Genomic DNA, 23,709 nt, shown 5'->3' with positions numbered 1-23,709 from the left:
CGAGTCCGGTAAACTGGCGGTTTTCCGCAATCCCGCTGTATTCCCACCCCCATGACTCAAGACGAACTCAAACGCCTGGTCGGCCAGGCGGCCGCCGATTATGTGATCCAGAACGTGCCGGAAGGCGCCGTGATCGGCGTCGGCACCGGCTCGACCGCCAACTGCTTCATCGACGCGCTCGCGGCCGTCAAGTCGCGCTATCGCGGCGCCGTGTCGAGCTCCGTCGCGACCACCGAACGCCTGAAATCGCACGGTATCAAGGTGTTCGACCTGAACGAGGTCGAATCGCTGCAGGTGTACGTCGACGGCGCCGACGAGATCGACGCAAGCGGTGCAATGATCAAGGGCGGCGGCGGCGCATTGACGCGCGAAAAGATCGTCGCGTCGGTGGCCGATACGTTCGTCTGCATCGCGGACGGCAGCAAGCGCGTGCCGGTGCTCGGTGCATTCCCGCTGCCGATCGAGGTCGTGCCGATGGCACGCACGGCGATCGGCCGGCGCGTGACCGCGCTGGGCGGCGTGCCGGTGCTGCGCGTGACGAAGGACGGCGCGCCGTACATCACCGACAACGGCAACGAGATCATCGACGTCAAGGGGTTGCAAATCACCGATCCGCGCGGTTTCGAGGCGCAGGTCAACGCATGGCCGGGCGTCGTGACGGTCGGCCTGTTCGCCGCGCGCGGCGCGAATCTGTGCCTGCTCGGCACGGCAAACGGCGTTGAAACGATTGTTTATCCCGATTAATCGAAACTGAATGAGAAGCAGTCCGTAATGGCATCCGGATGCCGTAATGGATTGCATGTTCAAAGTTCGTGGAAAGCCCGGCCCGGCAAGCGCAGCGCGCTTTCCGGGCTTTTTTTGAAGCCTTATAAATCAACCGCATCAAAAAGAGGGATAACCCTGTCAGGTGTTTACCAGATAGCGAAATATCCCCGAACTCATCAACTTATAGATCATAAGAACAGTCGTAACCAGGGCCGGCGGAACTGCGGAGCAGGTGTTCGCAAATCGACGCACGGGGAGGTGTCATGGAGCAGGGCAAAGACCGGTCACTGGTCGCCAAAGTGATGGATGGGCTTGTCGCAGGTATCGTCGAGGACAAGTACGGCGGCATTCTGCCGCCGCAGGATGTGCTGTCGAAAGAGTTCGACGTGAGTCGCACGGTGATGCGCGAAGCATTGTCGATGTTGCTCGCGCGCGACATGCTCGACGTGCGTCCGAAAGTCGGTACGCGCGTTCGGCCGATGCGCGACTGGCGCATGATCGATGAAGACGTGGTGAGCTGGCGGTTTCGTGCGAAGCCGGATCCGCAGTTCATGCGCGACGTCATCGAATTCCGGATGCTGATCGAACCGCGCGCGACCGCGCAGGCGGCGGTCCGTGCGACGGCGGCCGACATCGCGGGCATCCGCGAGGCGTTCGAAGCGTTCAAGGTGTTGCAACCGGGCGACCCCGGTTACGACACGGCGGACGAACTGCTGCACACGCGAATCGTCCAGGCGAGCGGCAACCAGTTCTTCCAGCAGATGGCGGCGATCGTGCGCGGCGCTGTGCGGCTCGTGAATCCGCGCGTCGCGCAGAAGGACGGTGCGCACGACATCGCGGTGAAGGCGCATGCGCGCGTCGTCGATGCGATCGAACGCCGCGATCCGCGCGAAGCCGAGGCGGCGTCGCTCGCCCTGATCGATTTCAGCGCCGACGAGATCTCGCGCGATTTCTCCGTCGACGTGCCCGTGCGCGCCTGAATCGGCGCGCGTCGCTTATCCCTGTGCCGGCGAGCCGTTTATCATGACGGCCGGCCGGCAGCGTGCCGGTCACCGTCATACGACCGACACGGAAGATCCGGATGAACGAATTCGACAACCGCCCGGTGCGCTTCGGCATCGTCGGCGCAGGCAGCATCGCACGCCGTTTCGCGCAAAGCCTCGCGCACGTGCCGGGTGCCACGCTCGCCGGCGTGTGGGCGCGCCGCGCCGATGCGGCAACCGCTTTCTCCGACAGCTGCGGCGGCACGCCTGCCGCCAGCCTCGACGCGCTCCTCGCGAGCGACATCGACGCGATCTATATCGCGACCCTCCACGACAGTCACGCGCACTACGCGCAAGCGGCGCTCGCCGCCGGCAAGGCCGTGCTGTGCGAAAAACCCGCGACGCTGAACGCGACGCAGCTCGATGCCGTGCTGGATGCGGCACGCACGGCCGGCCGGCTCTTCATGGAAGCGATGAAGCCGCCGTTCTTTCCGTTGTATCGTCAGTTGCGCGCGCATCTGCATGACGATCCGATCGGCGAGATTCGGCTCGTGCGCGCGGGCTGCGCGTCGTCGTCGGTGCCGGACGATCATTCCGTCTATCGGCTCGACCGCGCCGGCGGCGCGCTGCTCGACATCGGGATCTACGAAGCGTTTCTCGCGGTCGACTGGCTCGGCGCGGCAGTCGACGTGCAGACGCTCGGCCGCGTCGGCGCGACGGGCGTCGACGTGTTCGCGAGCCTGAACAGCCGCCACGCGAACGGCGGCATTGCGCAGCTCTTTTGCGGGCTCGACGTGATGGGGCGCGGCGATGCGCTGATCGCCGCGGCAGGCGGGCACGTGACGATTCACGAGAAGTGGTGGAACCCCGCGCGGGCGACGATCCGCTATGCGGACGGGCGCACGGTCGAACTCGACGCGCCGGTCGACGGCGGCGGCCTGAACTACGAGACCGCGCATTTCTGCGACCTGCTGCGCGCGGGCGAACTCGAGAGCCCGATCATGACGCACGACCATTCGCGGCGCATGATCGCGATGACCGATGCGGCACGCGCGGCGCTCGGCGTGCGCTATTCGGGCGAGTAGGCGGGAAGGACGGGAAGGCGGGAGCCGGGCGCGCATCCGCGGCCCGGCGGGAGAGGCGACGTGCTCAGTGCCGCGCGGGCAGCGACAGGCGCTTTTCGTACCAGCGCTGGACCCATTCGAGGATCTGGCACAGCACCCAGTAGATCGCGGCGGCGGCCAGGTACAGCGGCAACGGCTGGTAGGTCGCCGCGATCACTTCCTGCGCGCTGCGCAGCAGTTCGGTCACGGTGATGACGGACACGAGCGACGTGTCCTTGATCAGGCTGATCAGGCTGTTCGACAGGCTCGGCACCGCGATGCGCAGCGCCTGCGGGCCGATCACGTAGCGCAGCGTCTGCCCCCACGACAGCCCGAGGCTGTAGGCTGCCAGCCATTGGCCGCGCGCGATCCCGTTGATCGCGCCGCGCATGCTTTCGGACATGTAAGCGGCGACGTTCGCGGAGAGCGCGATCACGCCGGCCGGCGTCGGGTCGAGCGAGATGCCGAGGCTCGGCAGTCCGTAATAGATGACGAAGATCTGCACGAGCAGCGGCGTGCCGCGCATCAGGCTCACGTAGGCGCGCGCGAGCCCCGCGAGCGCGTTGACCCAGATGCGTTCGAAGCCGTCGAGCGGTTCGCTTTGCCGGATGCCCATCATCGCGAGCACGACGGCGCCGAGCAGGCCGAACACCATCGACAGCACGGCGAACTTGACGGTCAGTACGGCACCCTGGGCGAGCACCGGCAGCGATTGGACGAGCAGGGACGTTGTCGACATGGAATACGAATCGAATGCGTGCGCGAAAGCGCAATCATAAACCGGACCGATAAAACAAAGGGCGGCATCGTTTCGGATGCCGCCCTTTCCGGCCCGCCGTCAGGCGGGAAGCAGAGGCGTGCTTACTTGACCGGCTTCGTCACGTCGATGCCGAACCACTTGTCCGAGATCTTCGTGAACGTGCCGTCGGCCTCGAGTTGCGCCATCGCATCGTCGATCGCCTTCTGGAACTTCGGGTTGCCCTTCTTGAACGGGATGCCCGACGGATTCGCCGAGCCGACGTTCGCGCCCGGGCGCAGCGGCAGTTGCGAGTTCTTCGTCAGGTACGCGAGCATCAGGCGGTCGTTGAGCGCCGCATCGAGACGGCCGGCCGCGAGGTCGCGCAGATACTCGGGCGCGCCCGGGTACGTCTTCACGTCGATGCCGGGCACCGACTTCGCCATGTCCATGTAGTTCGTGCCGAGCGCGACGCCGAGCTTCTTGCCCTTCAGGTCGTCGAGCGACTTGAACTGGCGCGTGTCGTCCTTGCGCTGGATCAGCTGGGCGGACGAATAGGTGTACGCGGGCGAGAAGTCGAGCGTTTCCTTGCGCTTGTCGGTGATGCCGACCTGGTTGGCGATCACGTCGAACTTGCCGGCCTGCAGGCCCGCGATGATGCCGCTCCATTCGGTCGTGACGAACTCGGCCTTCACGCCGAGCTTCGCGGCGATGGCATTCGCGATGTCGACGTCGAAGCCGACGAGTTCGCCTTGCGGGTTCTTCGAGTTGAACGGCGGGAACGTGCCTTCGAGGCCGACGCGCAGCGTGCCGCGTTGTTTCACCTGGTCGAGGAGGTCGGCCGCCTGCGCGGTGGCGGCGGCGAACGACGTGCCGATCAGGCCGGCGACCAGCAGCTTCTTCAGCAGCGAAATTTTCATCGTGTGAGCTTCCTTGCCCCAGCGGGGCGCTTGATTCTGACTGTGGGGTCGATCATAGCAAAAATACAATCGACCATTAAATATCGTTTGTTTATGGCTATATTACGCGGCGCGTTCGCGCGCGATCGCCTTCACGCACTCGGCGACGAGCGCGGGGCCGCGATAGATGAAGCCCGTGTACAGCTGGACGAGCGACGCGCCGGCCGCGAGCTTCGCGCGCGCGTCCTCGCCCGAGAAGATGCCGCCGACGCCGATGATCGGCACCGCGCTGCCGACTTCGGCATGCAGCTTGCGGATCACTTCGTTGGACGCATCGAACACCGGACGGCCCGACAGGCCGCCGGCTTCGTCGGCGTGCGGCAGGCCCTGCACGGCCGCACGCGACAGCGTCGTGTTGGTGGCGATGACCGCTTCGATCTTGTGGCGCAGCAGCGTGTCGGCGATTTCCTTGACCTGTTCGTCGTCGAGATCGGGCGCGATCTTCAGCGCGAGCGGCACGAGCTTGCCGTGCAGGTCGGCGAGGCGTTGCTGCTTGTCCTTCAGCGCGGCGAGCAGCGCGTCGAGTTCGCCCGCGCCCTGCAGCTGGCGCAGGTTCTTCGTGTTCGGCGACGAAATGTTGATCGTCACGTAGCTTGCGAACGGATACACGCGCTCGAGGCAGTAGAGATAGTCTTCCGCGGCGCGTTCGATCGGCGTGTCGGCGTTCTTGCCGATGTTCAGGCCGAGGATGCCGCGATAGCGGGCCGCCTGGACGTTCTTCACGAACTGATCGACGCCGTGGTTGTTGAAGCCCATCCGGTTGATCAGCGCTTCCGCCTGCGGCAGGCGGAACATCCGCGGGCGCGGATTGCCCGGCTGCGGGCGCGGCGTGACCGTGCCGACCTCGATGAAGCCGAAGCCGAGCGCCGCGAGGCCGTCGATGGCCGCGCCGTCCTTGTCGAGGCCGGCGGCGAGGCCGACCGGGTTGCGGAACGTGAGCCCCATCACGGTGCGTGGCGCATCGGGCACGCGGGCCGACAGCGCGCAGGCGAGGCCCGTGCGGCCGGCCGCGCCGAGCGCGCGCAGCGTGAGGTGGTGAGCGTCTTCCGCATCCATCTTGAACAGGGATGCGCGGGCCAGCGGATAGAGGGAACTGAACACGGGAATTGGGCGGACGGCCGGAATGAATGACAACCCGCTATTTTACCGGGAGTTGCGCGGCAGGGGCGGGCTTCGCTTCGCATGCGCGGCCGGTGGCACCGCTTGTGCCGCGCGGCAACGCGTGCAAGGGCCGCAAGGTGCCCGTTGCAGGCGCGCCGCCGCGCCGCGGGATGGCCCGTCAGCCCGACCCGGAATGTCCGCCCGGCAGCGGCGCGCGGGCGAGTGCCGCGTCGACCGGCGGCAGGTCGACACGATCCGGATCGAGTATTTTCCAGCGGCCGTCGAGCAACCCTTCGAGCGGATGGAAGTTGGCCTTGTAGGCCATCTTCGGGCTCTCGCGGATCCAGTAGCCGAGATACACGTACGGCAGGCCGAGGCTCTTCGCCTGCTCGATCTGCCACAGGATGTTGTACGTGCCGTAGCTCGTGTGCTGCTCGTCCGGCTCGAAGAACGTATAGACCGACGACAGTCCGTCGCCGAGGATGTCGATCATGCTGACCATGCGCAGCTTGCCGGGCTCGCCGCCCGGCGCGTCGAGGTCGCGGAATTCGACGAGGCGCGAATTGATCCGGCTCTGCAGCAGGAACTGCTCGTACTGGTCGCGGCTGTCGCGATCCATGCCGCCGCCCGCGTGGCGCGCCGACTGGTAGCGCATGTAGAGCGCGTAGTGCTCCTCGTCGTAGTGCAGCGGCGAGACCGTCGCGACGAGCGCGCGGTGCCGCTTCCACATCCGGCGCTGGGTGCGCGACGGCGTGAACGCGCCGACCGGCACGCGCACCGGCACGCAGGCACGGCAGCCGTCGCAGTACGGGCGATAGGTGAACACGCCCGAGCGCCGGAAGCCGGCCTTCACGAGTTCGGTATAGATGTCGGAATTGATCAGGTGGCTCGGCGTCGCGACTTGCGAGCGCGCGACGCGGCCGTCCAGATAGCTGCACGGATAGGGCGCCGTTGCATAGAATTGCAGCGCCGAAAGCGGTGAAAGCGGCAGCTCAGTCGGGTGAGTCATGGGCAGCTCTCGATGCAGGGAGGGAGTGCCGCGCTAGCGCTCGATCCCGGAGGGGGCGGCCGGTTCGGCAGGGCTCGTCAGCATGGCGAGCACACGCTTGTCGAACTGCCACGGAATCGGCGGTTCGGCTACCGCGCGGCGCACGTGAGCGACAAAGGCCTTGCGTGCGATCTCGCGGCCACCGAGCGACGCTAGATGCGACGTATTCTGCTGGCAGTCTATCATCTCCAGCCCCTGCTCGCGAAGGTGGGCGACGAGCGTCGCGAGCGCGATCTTCGACGCATCGGTGACATCCGCATACATCGATTCGCCGAAAAACATCCGCCCGAACGCGACGCCGTAGAGCCCGCCCACGCGTCGCCCGTCGTGCCACGCCTCGATGCTGTGCGCGTTGCCGGAACGGTAGAGCGACGAATACGCGTCGATGATTTCGGCCGTGATCCAGGTGCCGCGCTGCCCGCGGCGCGGCGCTTGCGCACATGCGCGCATCACGCCCGGAAAGTCATGGTCGACGCGCACTTCCCACGCGGGGTCGCGCAGCACGCGCTTGAGCGTCTTGCGCAGCGACGGGGACACCTTGAATTCGGCCGGCGCGAGGATCATCCGCGGGTCGGGGCTCCACCACAGCACGGGCTGGCCGTCCGAATACCACGGGAAGATGCCGCGCAGGTAGGCCTCGATCAGGCGGGACGGCAGCAGGTCGGCGCTCGCGGCGAGCAGCCCCGGCGCGCCGGTCGCGGGGCCGAGCGCGCGTTCGACAGGCGGGAACGGATCGTCCGGGCCGAGCCAGGGGACCATGAGGCGCGGGCTCAGCCGTTGCGCAGCGAGCGGAAGATATCGCCGGTGTGGACGCCGTAGTCGCCGGCGGCGCGATCGGCGAAGAAGAAGCGCAGCGTCTGGCTGACGGTCGGGAACGCGATCTCGTCCCACGGAATGTCGGCTTCGTCGAACAGCTTGACCTCGAGGCTTTCCTCGCCGGCCTCGTAAGCCGGATCGACGAGCCGCGCCAGATAGAACAGATGGACCTGGTGCACGTGTGGCACGTTGAGCAGCGTGAACAGGTTCTGAACCTCGACGCGTGCGCCGGCTTCCTCGAGCGTTTCGCGCGCGGCGGCCTCGGCCGTCGTCTCGCCCATTTCCATGAATCCTGCCGGCAGCGTCCAGAAACCGTAGCGCGGTTCGATCGCACGGCGGCACAGCAGCACCTGATCGCCCCAGACCGGCACCGTGCCGACCACGTTGCGCGGATTCTGGTAATGGATCGTGCCGCAGTGATCGCAAATGAAGCGCTCGCGGTTGTCGCCCGGAGGAATGCGCGCGATGACTTCGTGACCGCAGACGGAGCAGAATTTCATGTCGAGTGGAAGGGACGAGGTGATGCGAGTGTATCACCGGGGCGGGGCATTCTCGAACGCGAGCGCATGCGCGCGGCGCGAAGCGCAACGTGCGAGGCGCGCAATCGCGCGCCGGAAAACAAAAAGCCCGGCGTGGAGCCGGGCTTTTTGCATGAATGGGGACGTTGGTTGCGGGGGTAGGATTTGAACCTACGACCTTCGGGTTATGAGCCCGACGAGCTGCCAGACTGCTCCACCCCGCGTCCGTCGAAGAAATGAATTATATGGACTAACCCGAATGCTTGCAAGCACTTTCTGACAATCGCGTTTCAAGCGCCGGCGGGACGCCGGCAGGGCCGGTACGGCAGGCGCGTGCGCTAGAATCGAGCGGTTTGCTTGTGTCGTTCACGCCTGCAGCGGCGTCGCGCGCGATCGCGTCGGTGCCGTTGCAACACTCACTACTGCATCGACGGATTCATGGACATCGCTCACGATCTGCAATCGATCGGCGCGCAGGAACAGGCGCTCGTGTTTCCCCATTTCGACCCGGCTCGTGCCTGGGCGCTCGGCAACCGGATGCACGCGCTCGCGACGTCGCGCGGCCATGCGATCGCGATCGACATCGTCACGTTCGGCCAGCCGCTGTTCTATGCGGCGCTCGCCGGCGCGACGCCGGACAACGCCGACTGGGTACGCCGCAAGCGCAACGTCGTCGCGCACTTCCGCCGCAGTTCGTATGCGATCGGCCTGCGCATGCAGCAGGCCGGCGCCACGCTCGCCGACAAGCACGGGCTGCCGATCTCCGACTATTCGCCGCACGGCGGCGCGTTTCCGCTGACCGTCGCAGGGGCCGGCGTGATCGGCTCGATCACCGCATCGGGGCTGCCGCAGCGCGCGGATCACGAGTTCGTCGTCGAAGCCCTGTGCGCCGAGCTCGGGCAGGACTATGCCGTGCTGGCACTTGCAAGGAGCTGAGCGATGCAGATTCCGGGTTACGCATGGCTCGCGATCGCGATTGTCGCGGAAGTGGTCGGCACGTCCGCGCTGCGCGCGGCGGACGGCTTCACGCGCTTCTGGCCGTCGGCGCTCGTCGTGGCCGGTTACGGCATCGCGTTCTACTGTCTGTCGCTCACGCTGCGCACGATGCCCGTCGGCATCATCTATGCGGTGTGGTCGGGGGCCGGCATCGTGCTGATCACGCTCGTCGCGATGCTGCTCTATCGCCAGGTGCCGGACCTGCCGGCCGTGATCGGCCTCGGGCTGATCGTCTCGGGCGTCGTGGTGCTGAACCTGTTCTCGAAGATGCAGGCGCACTGAGCGTGCGCCCGCGATACGCCGGATGGCTCACATGACCGATTCCACTGCCGCTTCCGCCGAAGCCGCCCAGCCCGACGTGCGCGCGTATGTCGCGAACCGCATCGGCTATCTCGAACTGAACCGGCCGAAGGCGCTGAATGCGCTGTCGGTGGGGATGATCCGACTGATGCAGCAGGCGCTCGATGCATGGCGCGACGAAGCGGAGGTGACGGCCGTCGTCGTGCACAGCCCGCATCCGCGCGCGTTCTGCGCGGGCGGCGACGTGCGCTTCTTCCACGCTGCGTGGCAGCGCGGCGATCGCGATGCGGTCGACACGTTCTTCATCGAGGAATACACGCTCAACCATACGATCTTCACCTATCCGAAACCGTACATCGCGTTGATGCACGGCGTCGTGATGGGCGGCGGCATGGGCATTTCGCAGGCGGCGCGACATACGGGCGGCCTGCGTGTGGTCACCGATTCGACGAAGATGGCGATGCCCGAAACGCGCATCGGGCTGTTCCCGGACGTCGGGATGAGCTGGTTCCTCGCGCGCACGCCGGGCGCGCTCGGCCGCTATCTCGCGGTGACCGGCACGACGCTCGACGCGGCCGGCGCACTGTATGCGCAGCTCGCCGACGTATACCTGCCTGACGCCGCGCTGCCGGCGCTGCTCGATACGCTGCACGGCGCGCGGATCGACAGCGGCGCGCAGGCCGTCGCGTGCGTGGCCGACGCAGCTGCCGCGCACAAGGTCGTGCCGACGCCCGACACGTCGGCGCTGGCCGACGCGCGCGCCGGGATCGACCGGCATTTCGCGCAGCCCGATATCGGCGCGATCCTGGCGTCGCTCGACGCCGAGCAGGATTGCGCGGCCATCGACGGATGGGTCGAGAAGGCGACCCACGCGATGCGCAGCCAGTTGTCGCCGCTGTCGATGGCCGTGTCGCTCGAAGTCGTCGAGCGCGCGCGCGGCGCGACGATGGCCGATTGCCTGCGGCGCGATCTCGACCTCACGCGTTCGACGTTCGCGCACGGCGACGTGATCGAAGGCGTGCGCGCGCTGATCGTCGACAAGGATCAACAGCCGGTCTGGCGTTTCAAGTCGACGGCCGATATCGACCGGGCCGACGTGCTCGCGATGTTCGACAGCCCGTGGACGCCCGACACGCATCCGCTGCGCAACCTGAAGGACTGACGCGCGCGGTATCGAAGCGAAAAGCAAAAAGGCCGCTTGCATGTGCAGGCGGCCTTTGCGTTTGCGTTTACGGATGCCGATCCGGCTCGGCGGCAGGGCCGGGGCCTCGCCGCAAGCCGCGCGTTATTCGTCGCCGGCGTCGTCCGACATGAACGCGCGCATGAACACCAGCGCACCGAAACCCCACACCGCGTTCGCGGCGAAACCGGCGGCGAGCACCGGCATCATGTTGCCCGACGGCCAGATCCCGCGCAGCGGATCGATCGCGAACACGCGGGCGGCCGTCAGCACGACGCCGCCGAACACCAGCGCGCCGATCCACGGCGCTTCGCGCTCCGGCGACACGCGCAGCAGCCACGCCATCGGGATCGCGCAGCACGCGCTGATCAGCGCGTTCGCGACAAATTCAGGAATGCCGAGCGGCGCGAACGGTTGCGTGGAGAACCCGGCTGCGGCGATCAGGTCGGCCGTATGCAGGAGCGCGAGCGTCGCTTCGCGAAAGAAGAGGGCGGCCAGGAAGCCGGACAGGAACGGCAGGATGACTTTCTGCATCGATGAGCGTATTGCAGGCGCGGCCGGCCGGAGCCGTCCGCGCGAAGTTGTTCGGATAGGTGCGTCATTATAGGGCCCGGCCGATGCGATATTCGCTGGAGCGTCGTGCTAATCACGAAAGCGGAAAACCTAAGCTCAAAAAAATCGTTCCAAAGCCCTGCACCGATCCATAGACTGATTTCCCAGAAACAGCCGTGCAATCGCGTACTCGTCCGCGGCACGGCCTGACCGGCGAGCCATCCCGATTCGAATGCACACCATGCATGCGTCGCTGATTCGCGACGCGAGCAGGGCTTCGTTTTATCCAGATTCCGGCAAGGACAGTCAAGCAGGAGCAGCAGATGAATGTTTTCTGGTTTATTCCCACGCACGGCGACAGCCGTTATCTCGGCACCGCCGAAGGCGCGCGCGCCGCGGATTACGATTATTTCAAGCAGATCGCCGTCGCGGCCGACACGCTCGGCTACGAAGGCGTGCTGCTGCCGACCGGCCGTTCCTGCGAGGATGCGTGGGTCGTTGCGTCGAGCCTGATTCCGGCGACGCAGCGTCTGAAGTTCCTGGTCGCCGTGCGTCCCGGCATCGCATCGCCCGGTCTCGCGGCGCGGATGGCCGCGACGTTCGACCGCCTGTCGGGCGGCCGCCTGCTGATCAACGTCGTGACGGGCGGCGATGCCGCCGAACTCGAAGGCGACGGGCTGTTCGCGGATCACGATACGCGCTACGAGATCACCGACGACTTCCTGAACATCTGGCGCGGACTGCTGTCCGCCTCGCACGATAACGGCGGCTTCGACTACATCGGCAAGCACCTTCAGTCGAAGGGCGGCAAGGCGCTGTATCCGCCCGTGCAGCGCCCGCATCCGCCGCTGTGGTTCGGCGGATCGTCGCCGGCCGCGCACGCGATCGCCGCGGATCACATCGACACCTACCTGACCTGGGGCGAGCCGCCCGAGGCCGTCGCGAAGAAGATCGCCGACATCCGCGCCCGCGCCGAGGCGCGCGGCCGCAAGATCAAGTTCGGCATCCGCCTGCACGTGATCGTGCGCGAGACCGAGGACGAGGCGTGGCGCGATGCCGACCGCCTGATCAGCCGTCTCGACGACGAGACGATCGCCCGCGCGCAGCAGGCATTCGCGAACATGGATTCGGAAGGCCAGCGCCGGATGGCCGCGCTGCACGGCGGCAAGCGCGGCGGCCGCGAGGCGCTCGAGGTGTATCCGAACCTGTGGGCCGGTGTCGGTCTCGTGCGCGGCGGCGCGGGTACCGCGCTCGTCGGCAACCCCGAGCAGGTCGCGGAACGCATGCGCGAATACGCGGATCTCGGCATCGAGACGTTCATCCTGTCCGGCTATCCGCACCTCGAGGAGTCGTACCGCTTCGCCGAGCTCGTGTTCCCGCTGATCAAGGGCAAGGGCGCGGCGCGTCCGTCCGGCCCGCTGTCGGGGCCGTTCGGCGAGATCGTCGGCAACAACTACCTGCCGAAGGCGAGCCAGAGCTGAACGAAGGAGGCCTGCGATGACAACGAAAACGTCGACGACGGGCGCCGCCGTGGCCGCCCGCGCCTGGCGCGGCATCGCGCCGTGGCTCGTGCCGCTCGCGCTGCTGGCCGCATGGGAGGTCGGCGCGCGCGTCGGCTGGCTGTCGACCCGCGTGCTGCCCGAGCCGCTGGCGGTCGTGCGTGCCGCGTGGTCGCTCGTGACGTCGGGCGAGATGTGGGCGAACGTGAAGGTCAGTACCTGGCGCGCGCTGTTCGGCTTCGCGATCGGCGGCGGCGTGGGTCTCGCGCTCGGGCTCGCGACCGGCCTGTCGAAAGCGGCGGAGGTCGCGCTCGATTCGACGATCCAGATGATCCGCAACATCCCCGCGCTCGCGATGATTCCGCTCGTGATCCTGTGGTTCGGCATCGACGAGAAGGCGAAGCTGTTCCTCGTTTCGCTCGGCGTGTTCTTCCCGGTTTACATCAACACGTATCACGGAATCCGCTCGGTCGACGCGAACCTGATCGAGATGGCCAAGAGCTATGGCGTGCGCGGCTTCGCGCTGTATCGCGACGTGATCCTGCCCGGCGCATTGCCGTCGATTCTCGTCGGCGTGCGCTTCGCGCTCGGGCTGATGTGGGTGATGCTGATCGTCGCGGAAACGATCTCCGCGCAATCGGGCATCGGCTACATGACGATGAACGCGCGCGAATTCCTGCAAACCGATGTGGTGGTGGTCGGCATCCTGCTGTATGCGGTGCTCGGCAAGCTGGCCGACGTGCTGGCGAAATGGATCGAGCGCGTGACGCTGCGCTGGCACCCCGCTTATCAATCAGGAGCAAAGGCATGAATGCGACGACTTCGGCGGCCGCCTACGGCCCGCTCGCCGGCGCAGACCTCGAGGCCGAACTGGTGCAGGCACGCGTGACGGACGACGACGCACGCGATGCGGCGATCGTCGATCGGGACGGCGGTGCATCCGTCGTTCCGCTCGCGCGGCGGCGCGCGGGCAGCCCGGCAGCCGACGACGCGGTGACGCTGTCGGGCGTCAGCAAGCGCTTCGGCACGCGCACCGTGCTCGACAACGTCGAACTCGGCATCGCGCGCGGCAGCTTCGTCGCGATCGTCGGCCGCAGCGGCTGCGGAAAATCCACGCTGCTGCGTCTCGTCGCGGGGCTCGAGGCGCCGAGCAGCGGTGCGCTCGTGACGCGCGGCGAGGGTGGCGGCACGCTCGACACCCGGATCATGTACCAGGATGCGCGACTGCTGCCGTGGAAGACCGTGCTGCAGAACGTGATGCTGGGCCTGGGCCGCGGGGCACGCGACCAGGCGCGCGCGGTGCTCGATGAAGTCGGGCTGCTCGAGCGCGCGAATGACTGGCCCGCCCAGCTGTCGGGCGGCCAGCGGCAGCGGGTCGCGCTCGCCCGCGCGCTCGTGCACCGGCCGCAATTGCTGCTGCTCGACGAGCCGCTCGGTGCGCTCGACGCGCTGACCCGCATCGAGATGCATGCGCTGATCGAGCGCTTGTGGCGCGAGCATCGGTTCACCGCGCTGCTCGTCACGCACGACGTGCAGGAAGCCGTCGCGCTCGGCGACCGGATCCTGCTGATCGAGCAAGGGCGCGTCGCCCTCGATCAGTCCGTTCCGCTCGACCGGCCGCGTGCGCGCGCGTCGGCCGCATTCGCGGCGCTGGAAGACCGTGTGCTGCAACGCGTACTCGCCGGCGGGCCGGGCGGGGGCGAGCAGGGTGCGGTGCCTGAGGTGGAGCACGTACGACCGGTCGGGCAGATTCGCTGGGCCGTTTAAATCCGGGCGGCACCGGCCGCCCGTTCTCAGACTTTTTTCTTCGGAGCGATCAACCCGATGAGCATCACTGCAATCAACGTGCGTAACCAGTTCAAAGGCAAGGTGAAGGAGATCATTCGCGGGCCCGTGGTGTCCGAGGTCGACGTCGAGACGCCGTTCGGCATCGTCACGTCGGTGATCACGACGCGTTCGGTCGACGAACTCGAACTGAAGGTCGGCGCGGAAGTCGTCGCGCTCGTGAAATCCACCGAGGTGTCGATCGCGCGCCTTTGAGCGCGTTTCCGGTGCAGGGTGCCGCGGACGGGCCGTCTGGCCGTCCGCGGCGCCTCGGTTTCATGGTCGAGCGTTTGCCTCGGTATTCGGCGTCAGGACGAAGTGCTAGGATGGAACGACACCGACGCCGGAGGCCAACGCATGACCCCCATCCTTTCTCCCGAAGCCATCGTGGCGCTGAAGTGGATCGACCAGTTCGGCGACAGCCGGCCGGTCCCTGCCGCGTTCGACGACGTCGTCTATGCGTTGCTGAACGAAGGGCTGATCTATCAGGCGGCGGCCGACCGTGTCGACCTGACCGCCGATGGCAAATCCGTTTTGTCCAACGAATACGATTGAGCGCACGGCGCCGGCCGCCGCGGCGGCCTGGCGCCGTGTCGCCACGGAGCGAGCGATGGAACCGAGAGGCAGCGATCTCGGCGATTTCAGCGAGCCGTACCGCGGCTACGAGATCGAGGTGAAGACCGAGCAGGTGTGGGACGGCGAGCATGCGCACTACCGCGTGCTGCAGGGCTCGGCCGTGCGGATCGACTGGCGGCTCGTGAAAGTCGACGGGATGCTGCTGACCGAACGGCGCGTGATCGAGCGCGTACTCGACGAGGCGCGGCGGGCCGTCGACGCCGAACTGGGCGACGGCGGGCCGGTCTAGTCAGGCTGCCGGGCCGGCCTGGTCGCGTTGCGGTAAAATGTCGGGTTGTTTCCCGCGCCGCTTGCTGCCCCGAATTCCATGTCCGTACCGTCCTCGCTTCCTCCCCGCCGCGTTTCCGTGGCGCCCATGCTCGACTGGACCGACCGTCATTGCCGGTCGTTCCATCGCACGCTGACGCGCGACACGTGGCTGTATACGGAAATGATCACGACGGGCGCGCTGCTGTTCGGCGACGCCCAGCGGCATCTCGCGTTCACGCCGAACGAATCGCCGGTCGCGCTGCAACTGGGCGGCAGCGAACGGGACGATCTCGCGCGCGCCGCGAAACTCGGCGAGCAGTGGGGCTACGACGAGATCAACCTGAATTGCGGCTGTCCGTCCGAGCGCGTGCAGCGCGGTGCGTTCGGCGCGTGCCTGATGAACGAGCCGCAACTCGTTGCCGACTGCGTGAAGGCGATGCGCGATGCGGTGTCGGTGCCGGTCACGGTCAAGCACCGGATCGGTGTCGACGCGGTCGAGGATTATGCGTTCGTGCGGGACTTCGTCGGCACGGTGGCGGAGGCTGGCTGCGAAACGTTCGTGGTGCACGCGCGCAATGCGATCCTGAAGGGGCTGTCGCCGAAGGAGAACCGCGAGATCCCGCCGCTCAAGTACGACTATGCGTATCAGCTGAAGCGCGATTTCCCGTCGCTGGAGATCGTGATCAACGGCGGGATCAAGACGCTCGACGAAGTCGCGCAGCATCTCGAGCACGTGGACGGCGTGATGCTCGGCCGCGAGGCTTATCACAACCCGTATGTGCTCGCGGGTGTCGATGCGCGCTTCTACGGGTCGACTGCGGCGGTGCCGACGCGCGAAGAGGCCGAGGCGAAACTGATCGAATACTGCGCGGCGGAACTGAAGCGCGGCACGTATCTCGGCGCGATCGTGCGGCATGCTCTCGGGCTCTATCGTGGCGTCGCGGGTGCGCGCGGCTGGCGTCGTGTGCTGTCCGACAACAAGAAGCTCGCGCGCGGCGATCTGGCCGTGTTCGACGAGGCGCGCACGCATCTGAACGACGCCGAAGAAATTTTTGAAAAAAATGCTTTGCAAGACGGAAAAGTCTTCGTATAATCTTGTTCTTCGCTGCTGAACACGAAACGAAACAGCGAAGAAACAAAGCAGTATCAGTGGTGGCTGTAGCTCAGTTGGTAGAGTCCAGGATTGTGATTCCTGTTGTCGTGGGTTCGAGTCCCATCAGCCACCCCAAAATTATCAAACAAAACAGGCGCTTAGGCGCCTGTTTTGTTTTCCACGGTATGAAATTCGGAACGAAAAACGCAATTTCGGAATTTCACTCCGTCGCGTCCGCCGCTTTAACCTTCCGCCTATCGTAGTGTCTGTGCGTTGTGCTCGGGTTCGAGTGCGCCGCGAAATCGTATGCATCGGCCGATCGATTTTCGAGTTTCGTCGTGATCGCGGCCGGACGAATGTCCAGCAGCGAAAAGTAGTCGGCGTGCTTCGTGAGCATCAGCTCCATCCCACCTTTGACCGGCCGGTTGATTCGGTTGGCGATCCGCTGCGCCGCCTCGCGCATCTTCTTTACCTCGAACTCTTTCGCGATCTCAGCGTCATACGCGCCGATGTAGGCATACATCGCGTCTTGCCACACCGACGCCCATCCACTCTTTGAATACATCTGCCCCTTCCGGTTTGGGAAGAGGAACAGGCTGTCGACTTTCCGGCCGCGCTTCGCGCGCTCGACAACGGCATGCAGCCGCGGCGACCAGTGCCGGAGCTTCACGGTCTGCGCTTCGCCTTTCTTTCGCTTTGCGCCGACGACGCGCACGCCGGCGTCCGTCAATCCGGACATGTGGTACGGACGCACTTCGGCGGCGCGGAATCCAGTGAGATAGCAGAACATCGCGGCGAGGCCCATCGTCCGGTACGCCTGATCCTGGCGCAGCGCCCAGAGGTAGAAGCGGAGGATCTGGTGGCGCTCGATAGCGCGAACGTCCTTCTCTGCCTTGTTCTGCATCATCCCGACAAACGGGTTTGCCTTGATGAGTCCCCAGCGGATCCAGTAATTGCACATCGTCGACATCAACGCCATGTCCTTGTTGGCGCCGATCGGCGCGCCTGCCTTCGCGCGCGCGTCGAGGAACTGGTAGCCGTGGATGGTTTCGAGCCGCTGCGGCGCCATGCGGCCGAAGAACCGGATCAGGCGGTCGTAGGCTGAATTGCGCACGGCCTTGCCGTCACGTGATTGGTCGCGAAAGTGCTCGGGGTCGACTTGGTCGCGAAATCGCTCGATCGCTTGGCCGACTGAGTCGGCAATGATCGCACCTTCCTGTATGTCGATCGCGCGACGCTTCGCTGTGCGCTCCGCGATTGCGATCGCGGAGCGGTCGCCGCGTGGCGCGCTGGAGAGGGTTTCGGAGCGACCGTCAGGGTACTTGTACCAAAACGAGATCTTCCGTGCTCCGTTGCGCCGGTACAGACGGTCGATCCCGGTCGATTCATTTTCACGCGAATGCTTGGAGGTTCGGGCCGGCATCGAATTTTGCGGTTTTCTTTTCAACGGAGAGGCCGAGCTTCTGGTCGCGGTACGCGCGCGCGACTTTCGGCAGGCCGGATTTGTCGACGACAAATCGCCAGTGGTTTTGCTCGAGCCACCGCGTCATTGCTGCGCGCTGGTTCGGTTTGCAGCCGACAAGGTCGGCCAGTTCTCCGGCGGTGAGGTAATCACTCATGCTAGGATTTCCGAAAAGACGTCACGGAGACCGATATGTCTCGCGAGTCCGAATGGTTGGAATTTGTGCTGTACGACGACTTTCCTCCTGGCGTGGAATTTCAGGAGGGAAGTCGGGGGAATCACGTCATTGTCGAGTGGGAAATCGTCGGCGCGGACGATGCGCCGCGGCGCAATGCGCCGCTTGTCATCGTGATCGACACGGATGCGATCGATCGATATGAAGCCGGCGATGCAAGTGAGCAGGCTCGGATTGAGCGGCGTGTGCGCGAAATCGTCGAGCGACGTATCGCGCAATACGATCCAGAGGGCCCGGTCGCGGTGCCCGAAGCTTTCGTGATTCAGCTTGACGAGGGCGATTTATAGCAACCGCTCAGACCGGAAAATAAAATCGGGAGTTCGCGCATGACGTTTCTCAATTGGATAGAGACCCATCCGGGGACCGCATCTTGGGCTCAAGCGTTTGGCGCTGTTGTTGCAGTCGGTGCGGCCTTTCTGGTATCGGAATTGCAAGCGAGATCGGCGCTGCAATTGCGCCGTACTGAAAGGGCCGACAAGGTTCGAAGCACCGCCGCCATCCTCGCCTTGGCCCACGAAGCGGTAAGGTTGATGGTCAGTGATCTGCAAATGAAACCGATGAATGCCGCCGCGATAGTCGCTGATGCGCGGCTCCGGGCAGATGCGAGAACGGCATGCAATGCTGTTCTTGCGATTGCGCTCGATTCGATGCCGACAGCGGATGCTGTACGTGCCGTTGCAGCAGCGCAGGCATCCATCAACGTACGCGGTATTTTCCTCAGAGACGGTTCGCTCGATTTCTATCAGAGCATGCTCGCCCCAGTCCAAGCGTTCGTTACCGAGTTGGAATCCGCACGGCAGCAACTGGAAACCGAGGGGAATAGGATTGCGAGCGCGCGTTGGTAGGTCGGTGCCACGTCGCGCTCGAGGCGATATCGGTAACGGCAACAACTACTGATGATGGCGCTCATCGTGATTTTCCCTTCAGGATCTGCACGACGCTGATGCCGGCAGCCGTCAGTGCGTGCGTGCCATTACCAACGCTTTCGGCTAAACCCATTTCGGCGAGCTTGCGCATGGTTCTCGGCTTGTAGGCGTACGTGCCGCGCTTCCAGCGCTCGCATTCACAGAGCGCCTCACGTTGTTGCATGGTCAGATCGTGGGGATCGATCTTGCTGTTTTCACTCACCGGCTATCTCCAGTGCCGATCGGATTGAGCGGGCAATCGATGCCCTTGCAGTAAGCGCCTGCGGGAATGTCGCTTGCACCGCACTTCGTGCACGAGCGTGCACTATCGGGCTTCGCAAGCTCCGGATACAGCTTCTCGCGCAGGTGATCAGGCAGTCCGACCGCGCGGATCGCGAACACTTCGACGTCTGTCAGCATCGGCCGCTCCTAATCGCACAGAAGGATCAAGCGTTGGTTATTCGAGCAGAGATCGTCGCGCCCCTCGACGATTCCGTACCAGCGGAGGTACGCCTCGTCCCCAAAAATGGCTTTCCACATCTTTCCGGGGTAGACGCCGCTCGGCCTCGACGTGGAGTACTCGAGCAGTTTCCAGAACGTCGATCGGTTCATGACCGCGTGTGTATCGTCGACGAGAATTTCGTCGCGCGCCGGCTGGTCCCAAAATCGACCCATCGGATCAGTGATCGGCGGGATCATTGGCTTTCTCCTGCGCCGACATCGCGCGTGTAATACGAGTCGTTCCCGCAGTTCGGACACACGAGCTGCTTGATTCTGAGCGTGCCGGAAAAGCCCTTGGCCAGTCCGCCGTCGACGAGATCAGAGTGCATGCCTTTCCAGCCGCATTTGCGGACCTTCGAGCATTCGATCGGGATGTCGCTCTTGTGCGTAGGCGTGTTGTTGATTTCAGTCATGATGTGTCTTTCAACAATTCCAGTACGACATTTCACAATCCGCCGCGCCTTCCGGATCGTCTTCGAATCCGAAATCGGCGACGTTCTCGAAAGCAGCTTCGGCAAATGAATCGGCGATCCGTTGTTCAACGTTGCCGCGCTGAACGAAGCGTGCAGCACACCGACGTAGCCACTCGGCATCGGACATAGGGCGCGGATCCAAGATGGCTTCGCGCCCGCGCTGAAAAAATGACGGCGTTTTCATGATTGGGCTCCTGCGCGGGCGGCGGTGCGGTCGAGGCGCTCGATCTCGGCCAGCGCAAGCGCGCAAGCTTTCACGAGGTCGCGGCGCGGCGTGGTCGACTTGAACCAAGTCGGCGACCACGGCCACGTATCGGGGCAAGTCGCGTGATACCCGACCGCGCTTTCTGCATAGACGATCGCCGCGAGAGCCATTTCGCAGTTGTCGTGCTCGTCGTCATGCTCCGGCGTCCAGCCTTCCTGCTCAATTTGCCGACGGCGCTCTGCAATCACGTCGTGCACTGCCTGCGTATCGTGTTTTAGCCATGCCGGCGCCTTACCCAATGGTGGCCGCCACAACTCCGCGCCCTCGGTGTACGTGTATCCCTTCGTTTCGAGCGTGCGCACGGCAGCGGCTCCCCGAGCGTCAGCCTGCGCAGGCGGCTGCGGGGCGGCGGTCTTGCGCAGCATGCCGACCACCCACGCAATCTGAGTTGGCGTAACTCGCCAAACTTCGGTTGCGAACGTGGCAGGATGTTCGCGAACGGCCCGTTGCAGCAAGACGATCACTTCTTCTGCGGTAGGAGTCGCCACCGCTTCCGCCGCTATAGCGGGCGAGCGGGTCGCGGCAGCGTCTGTATAAGCGCGCTGGTATTTCGGAAGCAGGTCTTCCCATGCGTCCGGATACCAGTCCGGCATCGACGCGTGCAGCCGCTCGTACAGTGCCCATCCGGCGTTGACGTCATCGCGGCGTGCAGCGGCCTCTACCTCATCGTCGATCGGCGCTGCTGCGGGCTGCTCGACAGGGGATGCGGCGAGCAGCTTACGGAGTGCCGTCGCTGCTTTCGTGTGCAGGAAGCAAGCTGCGTGTTCGAGCACTTCGCGCTCGTCGTCCGTCAGCGCATCAGCGCGGCTTGCGGCATCGCTAAAGTTTTCGACCGACTTGCCGTTATCCTCAGCAGACAGGTCTCGCGCAGAGTTTTCCTGTCCTTCATGCCCGCCCTCGGTCGCCGAGGCCGGGCTTTTTTCGTTCGCGGTGGACATGATCACTCGCTCCAGTAAGACATTTCTTCCCACGCGGCATCAGTCGGGCTGAAGCCTTCCGGGGCGTATTGTTCGTGGCACGTTTCGGCGACCTGCCATGCATCACGGCGGGAGAGACCGCCAAGACGGCGAAGCGCGCGAGCGCATCGCCACGTCCAAGCCAGACGGCGCATATCAGTGGCTCCTTTGGGGAAGTTCTTCTCACTGGACGGTCACGCCTCAAGAAAATGAGATGTCCAGTTGTTCGAACGGCATGTCAGGCCAATAGCGATTCGCTTTGACGGCGTTGACGCGCCAATGACTGACCTGCAGGTTGTGTGGTGCGTGCAGCCCGCAGACTGTCTCACCGTCGAGCGGCACGATGTGGTCGACGACGTGCAGCTCGCCCGTCTCGCGCGTGAGGCGTTGAGCCTCCCGATAGAACGGGCGCAGGTCGGAGAGCTTCACCCAGGGCGGCATGGCGCGACGTTCGCGCATGCGTCGACGGCGCCCGGCGGTTTTTCCCGATGTGATGAGCGGTGGGCGCCGCTTAACGGGCACGAATAGCGGGCCGACGTGGAATCCGCCGACGAGATCCAGCTCGAGGCATTTCATGTCCCGGCTCTCTAGAACGGCAGATCCGGATCGTCGGCCGGCGGCACGGATACAACGCGACCAGGCTTCAGCCTCGGATCGGCGCGCACGCGGATCCGGATCATGTCCTTTCCGGTCATATCGCAGACGTCGCGCAGGTCGAGGAAGGCTTTGTACCTGGCTTTGCTGCGCGTGCTGGCGGTTACCGTGAACCAGGCTTCGTATTCGAACTCGTCGCGCCATGGCGGGAGGCAGCGCCACTCGCGCAACACCGGCGCGTCGACGAGCTCGCCGTATTCGACCTGGTCAACCGGGTGATAGCGACGCTCCTCTTCGCTCTTGTCGCCATCGATGACGACGCAGAGGTAATGGCCGTCGGCATTCACGATTACGCCGCGCTCGCCGTAGCACTTCACTTGACGCCCACGCTCGGCCGGCACGCCGTAGTGCTTGCGGATGTATTCGAAGCTCATTGATCACTCTCCGCTGCAGGGACCGGAAGCGGCCGGACGTGGCCTGTTTTCAGGTTGACGAACGCACCGCACCACGAGATCCGCCCGTGGCGGAAGAACTCCCATAGAATCCCGAGCGCCGGCGTGACAATCGCCTGATTGATGAATAGCTCCTGGCGCTCGAGCGCCTCCGCGAGGCCGCAACTCGGCGTGTTGTCCTCGGGCGCCCATTCATCGACCAGCTCGGGCAGTACGTCATACGGCCAGCGCAGTTTTGAACCGCACCCATCGTGATTTCTGGCAGTTCCGAACACGACCTGGCCGTCGCTCGCACGATTGCCGAGGTCCATCACGTATGCCGCCGTGCGGTGCAGAATGGGCGCGAGCTTTGCGCGCGCTTTGGCGCTGTCGACGCACATGATCGCTATCCCGGGCCCGGCGTGGACGAGTTCCTGTGGGCCGGCTGAGATCGGCCGGGCGATCCAGTCGAGCCCGAAGAACGCGTTCAGGCGGTGGATGAGAACGACGCTCTTGAACTGACCAACATCGGCCGGACTGAACATTTGCCGGCCGATGTTCGCCTCGCTCACGGTATCGCCGTCGAACGCCGTCACGCGCAGGCCGGGATGACCGAGCGCCGTCAATGCGTGATTGAGGCGTGCCAGGCCGGTGAGCATTTGGGAGCCGTTGCCGCCGCAGCCGACCAGCACGACGTCGACACGCCGGTCGAGAAAGTGAGCGGGCGTGATATGCATCATGCGTGCTCCGGCACCTTGAGGATTGCTTCCGCCGGCACCTTCAGCGGGATCGTGATGCCGAGCACACAGAGACGGAACGCGACACACGGTGTGTTGCCGTCGCCGAGGCCTCCGATCACGCCCGAGATTTTCACCTCGCCGGCATCGTCGGCGTCGTCTGTTCCGCTGAAGAAGGCCGGCCCACTCCCGTGGCTATGCAGGTCGATCGCGAGCGAAAGGTGGGGCGGCAGCTCCGGACGTTCGAAAGAAATGGCACCGGGAGACGACGTCGTAACGTGAAGCGCCTTGTAGTCGAGCTTTTGCGCCTCGGCATCCCACACGATCCATGCGGCATGTTCGTTCGGCAGCGCTGCGCGCGCTTCTTCGGCGAATGCCTGCATGAACGGGATCGCGACGCCGAGCCGGCCGAACGCGAGCTCGATCTTCGGCATGATCAGGCCATAGGGCGGACGCGGCGAAGCATCCGGGAGTTTCGTCAGCAGTTGAATCACGTGCAGCCACGGGCGGCGCACTTCGACGAAAATGCCTTCGGCGGTCGCGAGGAAGCGGTGACCGACGTCCTGCAGCGGTACGAATTTCGCGTGCTTCGGGACTGCGACAATCGGGGCGCTGTCGAACAGCGCGGCGTCGAGCGGGAGGTTTTCGTCGTCCTCGGCCGCGGCGATCGCGCGAGGTTGCGCGCGCCGGATCTCTTCGGCGACTCCAGCGGAGAATCGCTCCAGCGCTGCAGCGATACCCTGCAGCCCTTCTTTGGTTGCATCCTGAAATTCAGCGAGCAGCTTTTCCATT

General features: G+C 65.1%; 34 protein-coding genes and 2 tRNA genes. 16 read left to right on the top strand and 20 right to left on the bottom strand.

Going from position 1 to position 23,709, the window contains the following annotated elements; all coding sequences use genetic code 11:
* Nucleotides 1–51: 51 nt before the first annotated feature.
* From rpiA to U4012_RS15865, 3 genes are all read left to right on the top strand, one after another.
* On the top strand, nucleotides 52–744 hold the full coding sequence (rpiA, locus tag U4012_RS15875; protein ID WP_321799792.1) for a ribose-5-phosphate isomerase RpiA: 693 nt from the start codon (nucleotides 52–54) through the stop codon (nucleotides 742–744).
* Nucleotides 745–1,028: 284 nt separating this feature from the next.
* Nucleotides 1,029–1,745, top strand: coding sequence for a FadR/GntR family transcriptional regulator (locus U4012_RS15870; RefSeq protein WP_044845078.1), 717 nt, complete (start codon nucleotides 1,029–1,031; stop codon nucleotides 1,743–1,745).
* A gap of 101 nt (nucleotides 1,746–1,846) precedes the next feature.
* Entirely contained in the window at nucleotides 1,847–2,833 is a 987-nt protein-coding gene (locus U4012_RS15865) for a Gfo/Idh/MocA family oxidoreductase (RefSeq protein ID WP_321799791.1), read from the top strand.
* A 64-nt stretch (nucleotides 2,834–2,897) separates the two neighbouring features.
* On the opposite strand, the gene U4012_RS15860 is transcribed toward U4012_RS15865, so the two are convergent.
* From U4012_RS15860 to U4012_RS15830, 7 genes are all read right to left on the bottom strand, one after another.
* Nucleotides 2,898–3,590, bottom strand: coding sequence for an amino acid ABC transporter permease (locus tag U4012_RS15860; RefSeq protein ID WP_044845076.1), 693 nt, complete (start codon nucleotides 3,588–3,590; stop codon nucleotides 2,898–2,900).
* A 122-nt stretch (nucleotides 3,591–3,712) separates the two neighbouring features.
* The gene (locus U4012_RS15855; protein WP_257773138.1) at nucleotides 3,713–4,507 is read right to left on the bottom strand and encodes a cystine ABC transporter substrate-binding protein; all 795 of its coding nucleotides are present in this window, start codon (nucleotides 4,505–4,507) and stop codon (nucleotides 3,713–3,715) included.
* A gap of 102 nt (nucleotides 4,508–4,609) precedes the next feature.
* Nucleotides 4,610–5,647: a quinone-dependent dihydroorotate dehydrogenase gene (locus tag U4012_RS15850; protein WP_044845074.1), complete on the bottom strand. Its 1,038-nt coding sequence runs from the start codon at nucleotides 5,645–5,647 to the stop codon at nucleotides 4,610–4,612.
* Between the two features lie 178 nt (nucleotides 5,648–5,825).
* Complete coding sequence (locus U4012_RS15845; protein WP_124522241.1) at nucleotides 5,826–6,656, bottom strand: arginyltransferase; 831 nt, start codon at nucleotides 6,654–6,656, stop codon at nucleotides 5,826–5,828.
* A 33-nt stretch (nucleotides 6,657–6,689) separates the two neighbouring features.
* On the bottom strand, nucleotides 6,690–7,454 hold the full coding sequence (aat, locus tag U4012_RS15840; RefSeq protein WP_044845072.1) for a leucyl/phenylalanyl-tRNA--protein transferase: 765 nt from the start codon (nucleotides 7,452–7,454) through the stop codon (nucleotides 6,690–6,692).
* 11 nt (nucleotides 7,455–7,465) lie between these two features.
* A complete protein-coding gene (locus U4012_RS15835) occupies nucleotides 7,466–8,011 on the bottom strand; it encodes an NUDIX hydrolase (protein ID WP_040144100.1) in 546 nt (181 codons plus the stop codon).
* Between the two features lie 165 nt (nucleotides 8,012–8,176).
* Nucleotides 8,177–8,253: transfer RNA gene (locus U4012_RS15830), tRNA-Met, on the bottom strand.
* Between the two features lie 214 nt (nucleotides 8,254–8,467).
* Between U4012_RS15830 and U4012_RS15825 the strand changes: the two genes are divergently transcribed.
* The 3 genes from U4012_RS15825 to U4012_RS15815 are packed head-to-tail and all read left to right on the top strand — an operon-like array spanning nucleotide 8,468 to nucleotide 10,487.
* Nucleotides 8,468–8,965, top strand: coding sequence for a heme-degrading domain-containing protein (locus U4012_RS15825; RefSeq protein ID WP_044845071.1), 498 nt, complete (start codon nucleotides 8,468–8,470; stop codon nucleotides 8,963–8,965).
* A gap of 3 nt (nucleotides 8,966–8,968) precedes the next feature.
* Nucleotides 8,969–9,307 carry a DMT family transporter gene (locus U4012_RS15820; RefSeq protein WP_044845070.1) on the top strand — a complete coding sequence of 113 codons (339 nt, stop codon included), beginning with the start codon at nucleotides 8,969–8,971 and terminating at the stop codon, nucleotides 9,305–9,307.
* A 31-nt stretch (nucleotides 9,308–9,338) separates the two neighbouring features.
* Nucleotides 9,339–10,487, top strand: a complete 1,149-nt coding sequence (locus U4012_RS15815) for an enoyl-CoA hydratase/isomerase family protein (protein WP_321799789.1) — start codon at nucleotides 9,339–9,341, stop codon at nucleotides 10,485–10,487.
* A gap of 123 nt (nucleotides 10,488–10,610) precedes the next feature.
* On the opposite strand, the gene U4012_RS15810 is transcribed toward U4012_RS15815, so the two are convergent.
* Nucleotides 10,611–11,039, bottom strand: coding sequence for a hypothetical protein (locus tag U4012_RS15810; protein ID WP_321799788.1), 429 nt, complete (start codon nucleotides 11,037–11,039; stop codon nucleotides 10,611–10,613).
* A gap of 341 nt (nucleotides 11,040–11,380) precedes the next feature.
* Between U4012_RS15810 and ssuD the strand changes: the two genes are divergently transcribed.
* The 8 genes from ssuD to U4012_RS15770 all read left to right on the top strand — a co-directional run bounded on the left by ssuD (nucleotide 11,381) and on the right by U4012_RS15770 (nucleotide 16,493).
* Entirely contained in the window at nucleotides 11,381–12,538 is a 1,158-nt protein-coding gene (gene ssuD / locus U4012_RS15805) for an FMNH2-dependent alkanesulfonate monooxygenase (protein ID WP_044845067.1), read from the top strand.
* A gap of 16 nt (nucleotides 12,539–12,554) precedes the next feature.
* The gene (gene ssuC / locus U4012_RS15800) at nucleotides 12,555–13,367 is read left to right on the top strand and encodes an aliphatic sulfonate ABC transporter permease SsuC (RefSeq protein ID WP_044845066.1); all 813 of its coding nucleotides are present in this window, start codon (nucleotides 12,555–12,557) and stop codon (nucleotides 13,365–13,367) included.
* A complete protein-coding gene (locus U4012_RS15795; RefSeq protein ID WP_124522225.1) occupies nucleotides 13,364–14,323 on the top strand; it encodes an ATP-binding cassette domain-containing protein in 960 nt (319 codons plus the stop codon). The genes ssuC and U4012_RS15795 overlap by 4 nt, the downstream gene beginning before the upstream one ends.
* Nucleotides 14,324–14,380: 57 nt before the next feature.
* Nucleotides 14,381–14,596, top strand: a complete 216-nt coding sequence (locus U4012_RS15790) for a TOBE domain-containing protein (RefSeq protein WP_006400187.1) — start codon at nucleotides 14,381–14,383, stop codon at nucleotides 14,594–14,596.
* A gap of 141 nt (nucleotides 14,597–14,737) precedes the next feature.
* Nucleotides 14,738–14,935, top strand: coding sequence for a hypothetical protein (locus tag U4012_RS15785; RefSeq protein ID WP_044845064.1), 198 nt, complete (start codon nucleotides 14,738–14,740; stop codon nucleotides 14,933–14,935).
* Between the two features lie 55 nt (nucleotides 14,936–14,990).
* Complete coding sequence (locus tag U4012_RS15780) at nucleotides 14,991–15,245, top strand: hypothetical protein (protein ID WP_044845063.1); 255 nt, start codon at nucleotides 14,991–14,993, stop codon at nucleotides 15,243–15,245.
* Between the two features lie 126 nt (nucleotides 15,246–15,371).
* A complete protein-coding gene (gene dusA, locus U4012_RS15775) occupies nucleotides 15,372–16,358 on the top strand; it encodes a tRNA dihydrouridine(20/20a) synthase DusA (protein ID WP_044845062.1) in 987 nt (328 codons plus the stop codon).
* A 59-nt stretch (nucleotides 16,359–16,417) separates the two neighbouring features.
* A tRNA-His gene (locus U4012_RS15770) sits at nucleotides 16,418–16,493 on the top strand.
* 85 nt (nucleotides 16,494–16,578) lie between these two features.
* Here U4012_RS15770 and U4012_RS15765 read toward each other — a convergent pair.
* On the bottom strand, nucleotides 16,579–17,781 hold the full coding sequence (locus tag U4012_RS15765) for a hypothetical protein (protein ID WP_321799786.1): 1,203 nt from the start codon (nucleotides 17,779–17,781) through the stop codon (nucleotides 16,579–16,581).
* Nucleotides 17,750–17,977, bottom strand: a complete 228-nt coding sequence (locus U4012_RS15760; protein ID WP_321799784.1) for a DUF4224 domain-containing protein — start codon at nucleotides 17,975–17,977, stop codon at nucleotides 17,750–17,752. The genes U4012_RS15765 and U4012_RS15760 overlap by 32 nt, the downstream gene beginning before the upstream one ends.
* A 35-nt stretch (nucleotides 17,978–18,012) precedes the next feature.
* Between U4012_RS15760 and U4012_RS15755 the strand changes: the two genes are divergently transcribed.
* Nucleotides 18,013–18,342, top strand: coding sequence for a hypothetical protein (locus U4012_RS15755; protein ID WP_321799782.1), 330 nt, complete (start codon nucleotides 18,013–18,015; stop codon nucleotides 18,340–18,342).
* 39 nt (nucleotides 18,343–18,381) lie between these two features.
* Entirely contained in the window at nucleotides 18,382–18,900 is a 519-nt protein-coding gene (locus U4012_RS15750) for a hypothetical protein (RefSeq protein ID WP_321799780.1), read from the top strand.
* A 61-nt stretch (nucleotides 18,901–18,961) separates the two neighbouring features.
* Here the strand turns inward: U4012_RS15750 and U4012_RS15745 are convergent, their stop codons facing one another.
* From U4012_RS15745 to U4012_RS15700, 10 genes are all read right to left on the bottom strand, one after another.
* A complete protein-coding gene (locus U4012_RS15745; protein ID WP_321799778.1) occupies nucleotides 18,962–19,183 on the bottom strand; it encodes a hypothetical protein in 222 nt (73 codons plus the stop codon).
* Nucleotides 19,180–19,380 carry a hypothetical protein gene (locus U4012_RS15740; RefSeq protein ID WP_321799776.1) on the bottom strand — a complete coding sequence of 67 codons (201 nt, stop codon included), beginning with the start codon at nucleotides 19,378–19,380 and terminating at the stop codon, nucleotides 19,180–19,182. Before U4012_RS15740 ends, U4012_RS15745 begins: the two co-directional genes overlap by 4 nt.
* Before the next feature lie 9 nt (nucleotides 19,381–19,389).
* Nucleotides 19,390–19,659, bottom strand: coding sequence for a hypothetical protein (locus U4012_RS15735; protein ID WP_321799774.1), 270 nt, complete (start codon nucleotides 19,657–19,659; stop codon nucleotides 19,390–19,392).
* Nucleotides 19,656–19,874, bottom strand: coding sequence for a hypothetical protein (locus tag U4012_RS15730; protein ID WP_321799772.1), 219 nt, complete (start codon nucleotides 19,872–19,874; stop codon nucleotides 19,656–19,658). The genes U4012_RS15735 and U4012_RS15730 overlap by 4 nt, the downstream gene beginning before the upstream one ends.
* A gap of 10 nt (nucleotides 19,875–19,884) precedes the next feature.
* Nucleotides 19,885–20,118: a hypothetical protein gene (locus tag U4012_RS15725; RefSeq protein WP_321799770.1), complete on the bottom strand. Its 234-nt coding sequence runs from the start codon at nucleotides 20,116–20,118 to the stop codon at nucleotides 19,885–19,887.
* On the bottom strand, nucleotides 20,115–21,137 hold the full coding sequence (locus U4012_RS15720) for a hypothetical protein (protein WP_321799768.1): 1,023 nt from the start codon (nucleotides 21,135–21,137) through the stop codon (nucleotides 20,115–20,117). Before U4012_RS15720 ends, U4012_RS15725 begins: the two co-directional genes overlap by 4 nt.
* A gap of 219 nt (nucleotides 21,138–21,356) precedes the next feature.
* The gene (locus U4012_RS15715) at nucleotides 21,357–21,731 is read right to left on the bottom strand and encodes a hypothetical protein (RefSeq protein ID WP_321799766.1); all 375 of its coding nucleotides are present in this window, start codon (nucleotides 21,729–21,731) and stop codon (nucleotides 21,357–21,359) included.
* 11 nt (nucleotides 21,732–21,742) lie between these two features.
* Nucleotides 21,743–22,183, bottom strand: coding sequence for a hypothetical protein (locus U4012_RS15710; protein WP_321799765.1), 441 nt, complete (start codon nucleotides 22,181–22,183; stop codon nucleotides 21,743–21,745).
* Nucleotides 22,180–22,920 (bottom strand): PRTRC system ThiF family protein, encoded by a 741-nt coding sequence (locus U4012_RS15705; RefSeq protein WP_321799763.1) that lies wholly within the window; start codon nucleotides 22,918–22,920, stop codon nucleotides 22,180–22,182. The genes U4012_RS15710 and U4012_RS15705 overlap by 4 nt, the downstream gene beginning before the upstream one ends.
* A complete protein-coding gene (locus U4012_RS15700; protein ID WP_321799761.1) occupies nucleotides 22,917–23,708 on the bottom strand; it encodes a PRTRC system protein A in 792 nt (263 codons plus the stop codon). Before U4012_RS15700 ends, U4012_RS15705 begins: the two co-directional genes overlap by 4 nt.
* Nucleotide 23,709: the final 1 nt, after the last annotated feature.

It is taken from the genome of Burkholderia sp. BCC1988 (assembly GCF_905339895.1).
Classification (GTDB): domain Bacteria; phylum Pseudomonadota; class Gammaproteobacteria; order Burkholderiales; family Burkholderiaceae; genus Burkholderia.
This window is presented reverse-complemented; position numbering and strand designations above follow the sequence as displayed.

Excerpts from the sequence above, each read along its gene's own strand:
- U4012_RS15760 (WP_321799784.1), bottom strand. The coding sequence starts at position 17,977 with ATGAGTGATTACCTCACCGCCGGAGAACTGGCCGACCTTGTCGGCTGC.
- U4012_RS15815 (WP_321799789.1), top strand. The coding sequence starts at position 9,339 with ATGACCGATTCCACTGCCGCTTCCGCCGAAGCCGCCCAGCCCGACGTG.
- U4012_RS15725 (WP_321799770.1), bottom strand. The coding sequence starts at position 20,118 with ATGAAAACGCCGTCATTTTTTCAGCGCGGGCGCGAAGCCATCTTGGAT.
- rpiA (WP_321799792.1), top strand. The coding sequence starts at position 52 with ATGACTCAAGACGAACTCAAACGCCTGGTCGGCCAGGCGGCCGCCGAT.
- U4012_RS15825 (WP_044845071.1), top strand. The coding sequence starts at position 8,468 with ATGGACATCGCTCACGATCTGCAATCGATCGGCGCGCAGGAACAGGCG.
- U4012_RS15765 (WP_321799786.1), bottom strand. The coding sequence starts at position 17,781 with ATGCCGGCCCGAACCTCCAAGCATTCGCGTGAAAATGAATCGACCGGG.
- U4012_RS15810 (WP_321799788.1), bottom strand. The coding sequence starts at position 11,039 with ATGCAGAAAGTCATCCTGCCGTTCCTGTCCGGCTTCCTGGCCGCCCTC.
- ssuD (WP_044845067.1), top strand. The coding sequence starts at position 11,381 with ATGAATGTTTTCTGGTTTATTCCCACGCACGGCGACAGCCGTTATCTC.
- U4012_RS15755 (WP_321799782.1), top strand. The coding sequence starts at position 18,013 with ATGTCTCGCGAGTCCGAATGGTTGGAATTTGTGCTGTACGACGACTTT.
- U4012_RS15820 (WP_044845070.1), top strand. The coding sequence starts at position 8,969 with ATGCAGATTCCGGGTTACGCATGGCTCGCGATCGCGATTGTCGCGGAA.
- U4012_RS15790 (WP_006400187.1), top strand. The coding sequence starts at position 14,381 with ATGAGCATCACTGCAATCAACGTGCGTAACCAGTTCAAAGGCAAGGTG.
- U4012_RS15715 (WP_321799766.1), bottom strand. The coding sequence starts at position 21,731 with ATGAAATGCCTCGAGCTGGATCTCGTCGGCGGATTCCACGTCGGCCCG.
- U4012_RS15730 (WP_321799772.1), bottom strand. The coding sequence starts at position 19,874 with ATGACTGAAATCAACAACACGCCTACGCACAAGAGCGACATCCCGATC.
- U4012_RS15860 (WP_044845076.1), bottom strand. The coding sequence starts at position 3,590 with ATGTCGACAACGTCCCTGCTCGTCCAATCGCTGCCGGTGCTCGCCCAG.
- ssuC (WP_044845066.1), top strand. The coding sequence starts at position 12,555 with ATGACAACGAAAACGTCGACGACGGGCGCCGCCGTGGCCGCCCGCGCC.
- U4012_RS15735 (WP_321799774.1), bottom strand. The coding sequence starts at position 19,659 with ATGATCCCGCCGATCACTGATCCGATGGGTCGATTTTGGGACCAGCCG.
- U4012_RS15705 (WP_321799763.1), bottom strand. The coding sequence starts at position 22,920 with ATGATGCATATCACGCCCGCTCACTTTCTCGACCGGCGTGTCGACGTC.
- aat (WP_044845072.1), bottom strand. The coding sequence starts at position 7,454 with ATGGTCCCCTGGCTCGGCCCGGACGATCCGTTCCCGCCTGTCGAACGC.
- U4012_RS15865 (WP_321799791.1), top strand. The coding sequence starts at position 1,847 with ATGAACGAATTCGACAACCGCCCGGTGCGCTTCGGCATCGTCGGCGCA.
- U4012_RS15710 (WP_321799765.1), bottom strand. The coding sequence starts at position 22,183 with ATGAGCTTCGAATACATCCGCAAGCACTACGGCGTGCCGGCCGAGCGT.
- U4012_RS15835 (WP_040144100.1), bottom strand. The coding sequence starts at position 8,011 with ATGAAATTCTGCTCCGTCTGCGGTCACGAAGTCATCGCGCGCATTCCT.
- dusA (WP_044845062.1), top strand. The coding sequence starts at position 15,372 with ATGCTCGACTGGACCGACCGTCATTGCCGGTCGTTCCATCGCACGCTG.
- U4012_RS15750 (WP_321799780.1), top strand. The coding sequence starts at position 18,382 with ATGACGTTTCTCAATTGGATAGAGACCCATCCGGGGACCGCATCTTGG.
- U4012_RS15780 (WP_044845063.1), top strand. The coding sequence starts at position 14,991 with ATGGAACCGAGAGGCAGCGATCTCGGCGATTTCAGCGAGCCGTACCGC.
- U4012_RS15795 (WP_124522225.1), top strand. The coding sequence starts at position 13,364 with ATGAATGCGACGACTTCGGCGGCCGCCTACGGCCCGCTCGCCGGCGCA.
- U4012_RS15700 (WP_321799761.1), bottom strand. The coding sequence starts at position 23,708 with ATGGAAAAGCTGCTCGCTGAATTTCAGGATGCAACCAAAGAAGGGCTG.
- U4012_RS15720 (WP_321799768.1), bottom strand. The coding sequence starts at position 21,137 with ATGTCCACCGCGAACGAAAAAAGCCCGGCCTCGGCGACCGAGGGCGGG.
- U4012_RS15855 (WP_257773138.1), bottom strand. The coding sequence starts at position 4,507 with ATGAAAATTTCGCTGCTGAAGAAGCTGCTGGTCGCCGGCCTGATCGGC.
- U4012_RS15785 (WP_044845064.1), top strand. The coding sequence starts at position 14,738 with ATGACCCCCATCCTTTCTCCCGAAGCCATCGTGGCGCTGAAGTGGATC.
- U4012_RS15870 (WP_044845078.1), top strand. The coding sequence starts at position 1,029 with ATGGAGCAGGGCAAAGACCGGTCACTGGTCGCCAAAGTGATGGATGGG.
- U4012_RS15845 (WP_124522241.1), bottom strand. The coding sequence starts at position 6,656 with ATGACTCACCCGACTGAGCTGCCGCTTTCACCGCTTTCGGCGCTGCAA.
- U4012_RS15740 (WP_321799776.1), bottom strand. The coding sequence starts at position 19,380 with ATGCTGACAGACGTCGAAGTGTTCGCGATCCGCGCGGTCGGACTGCCT.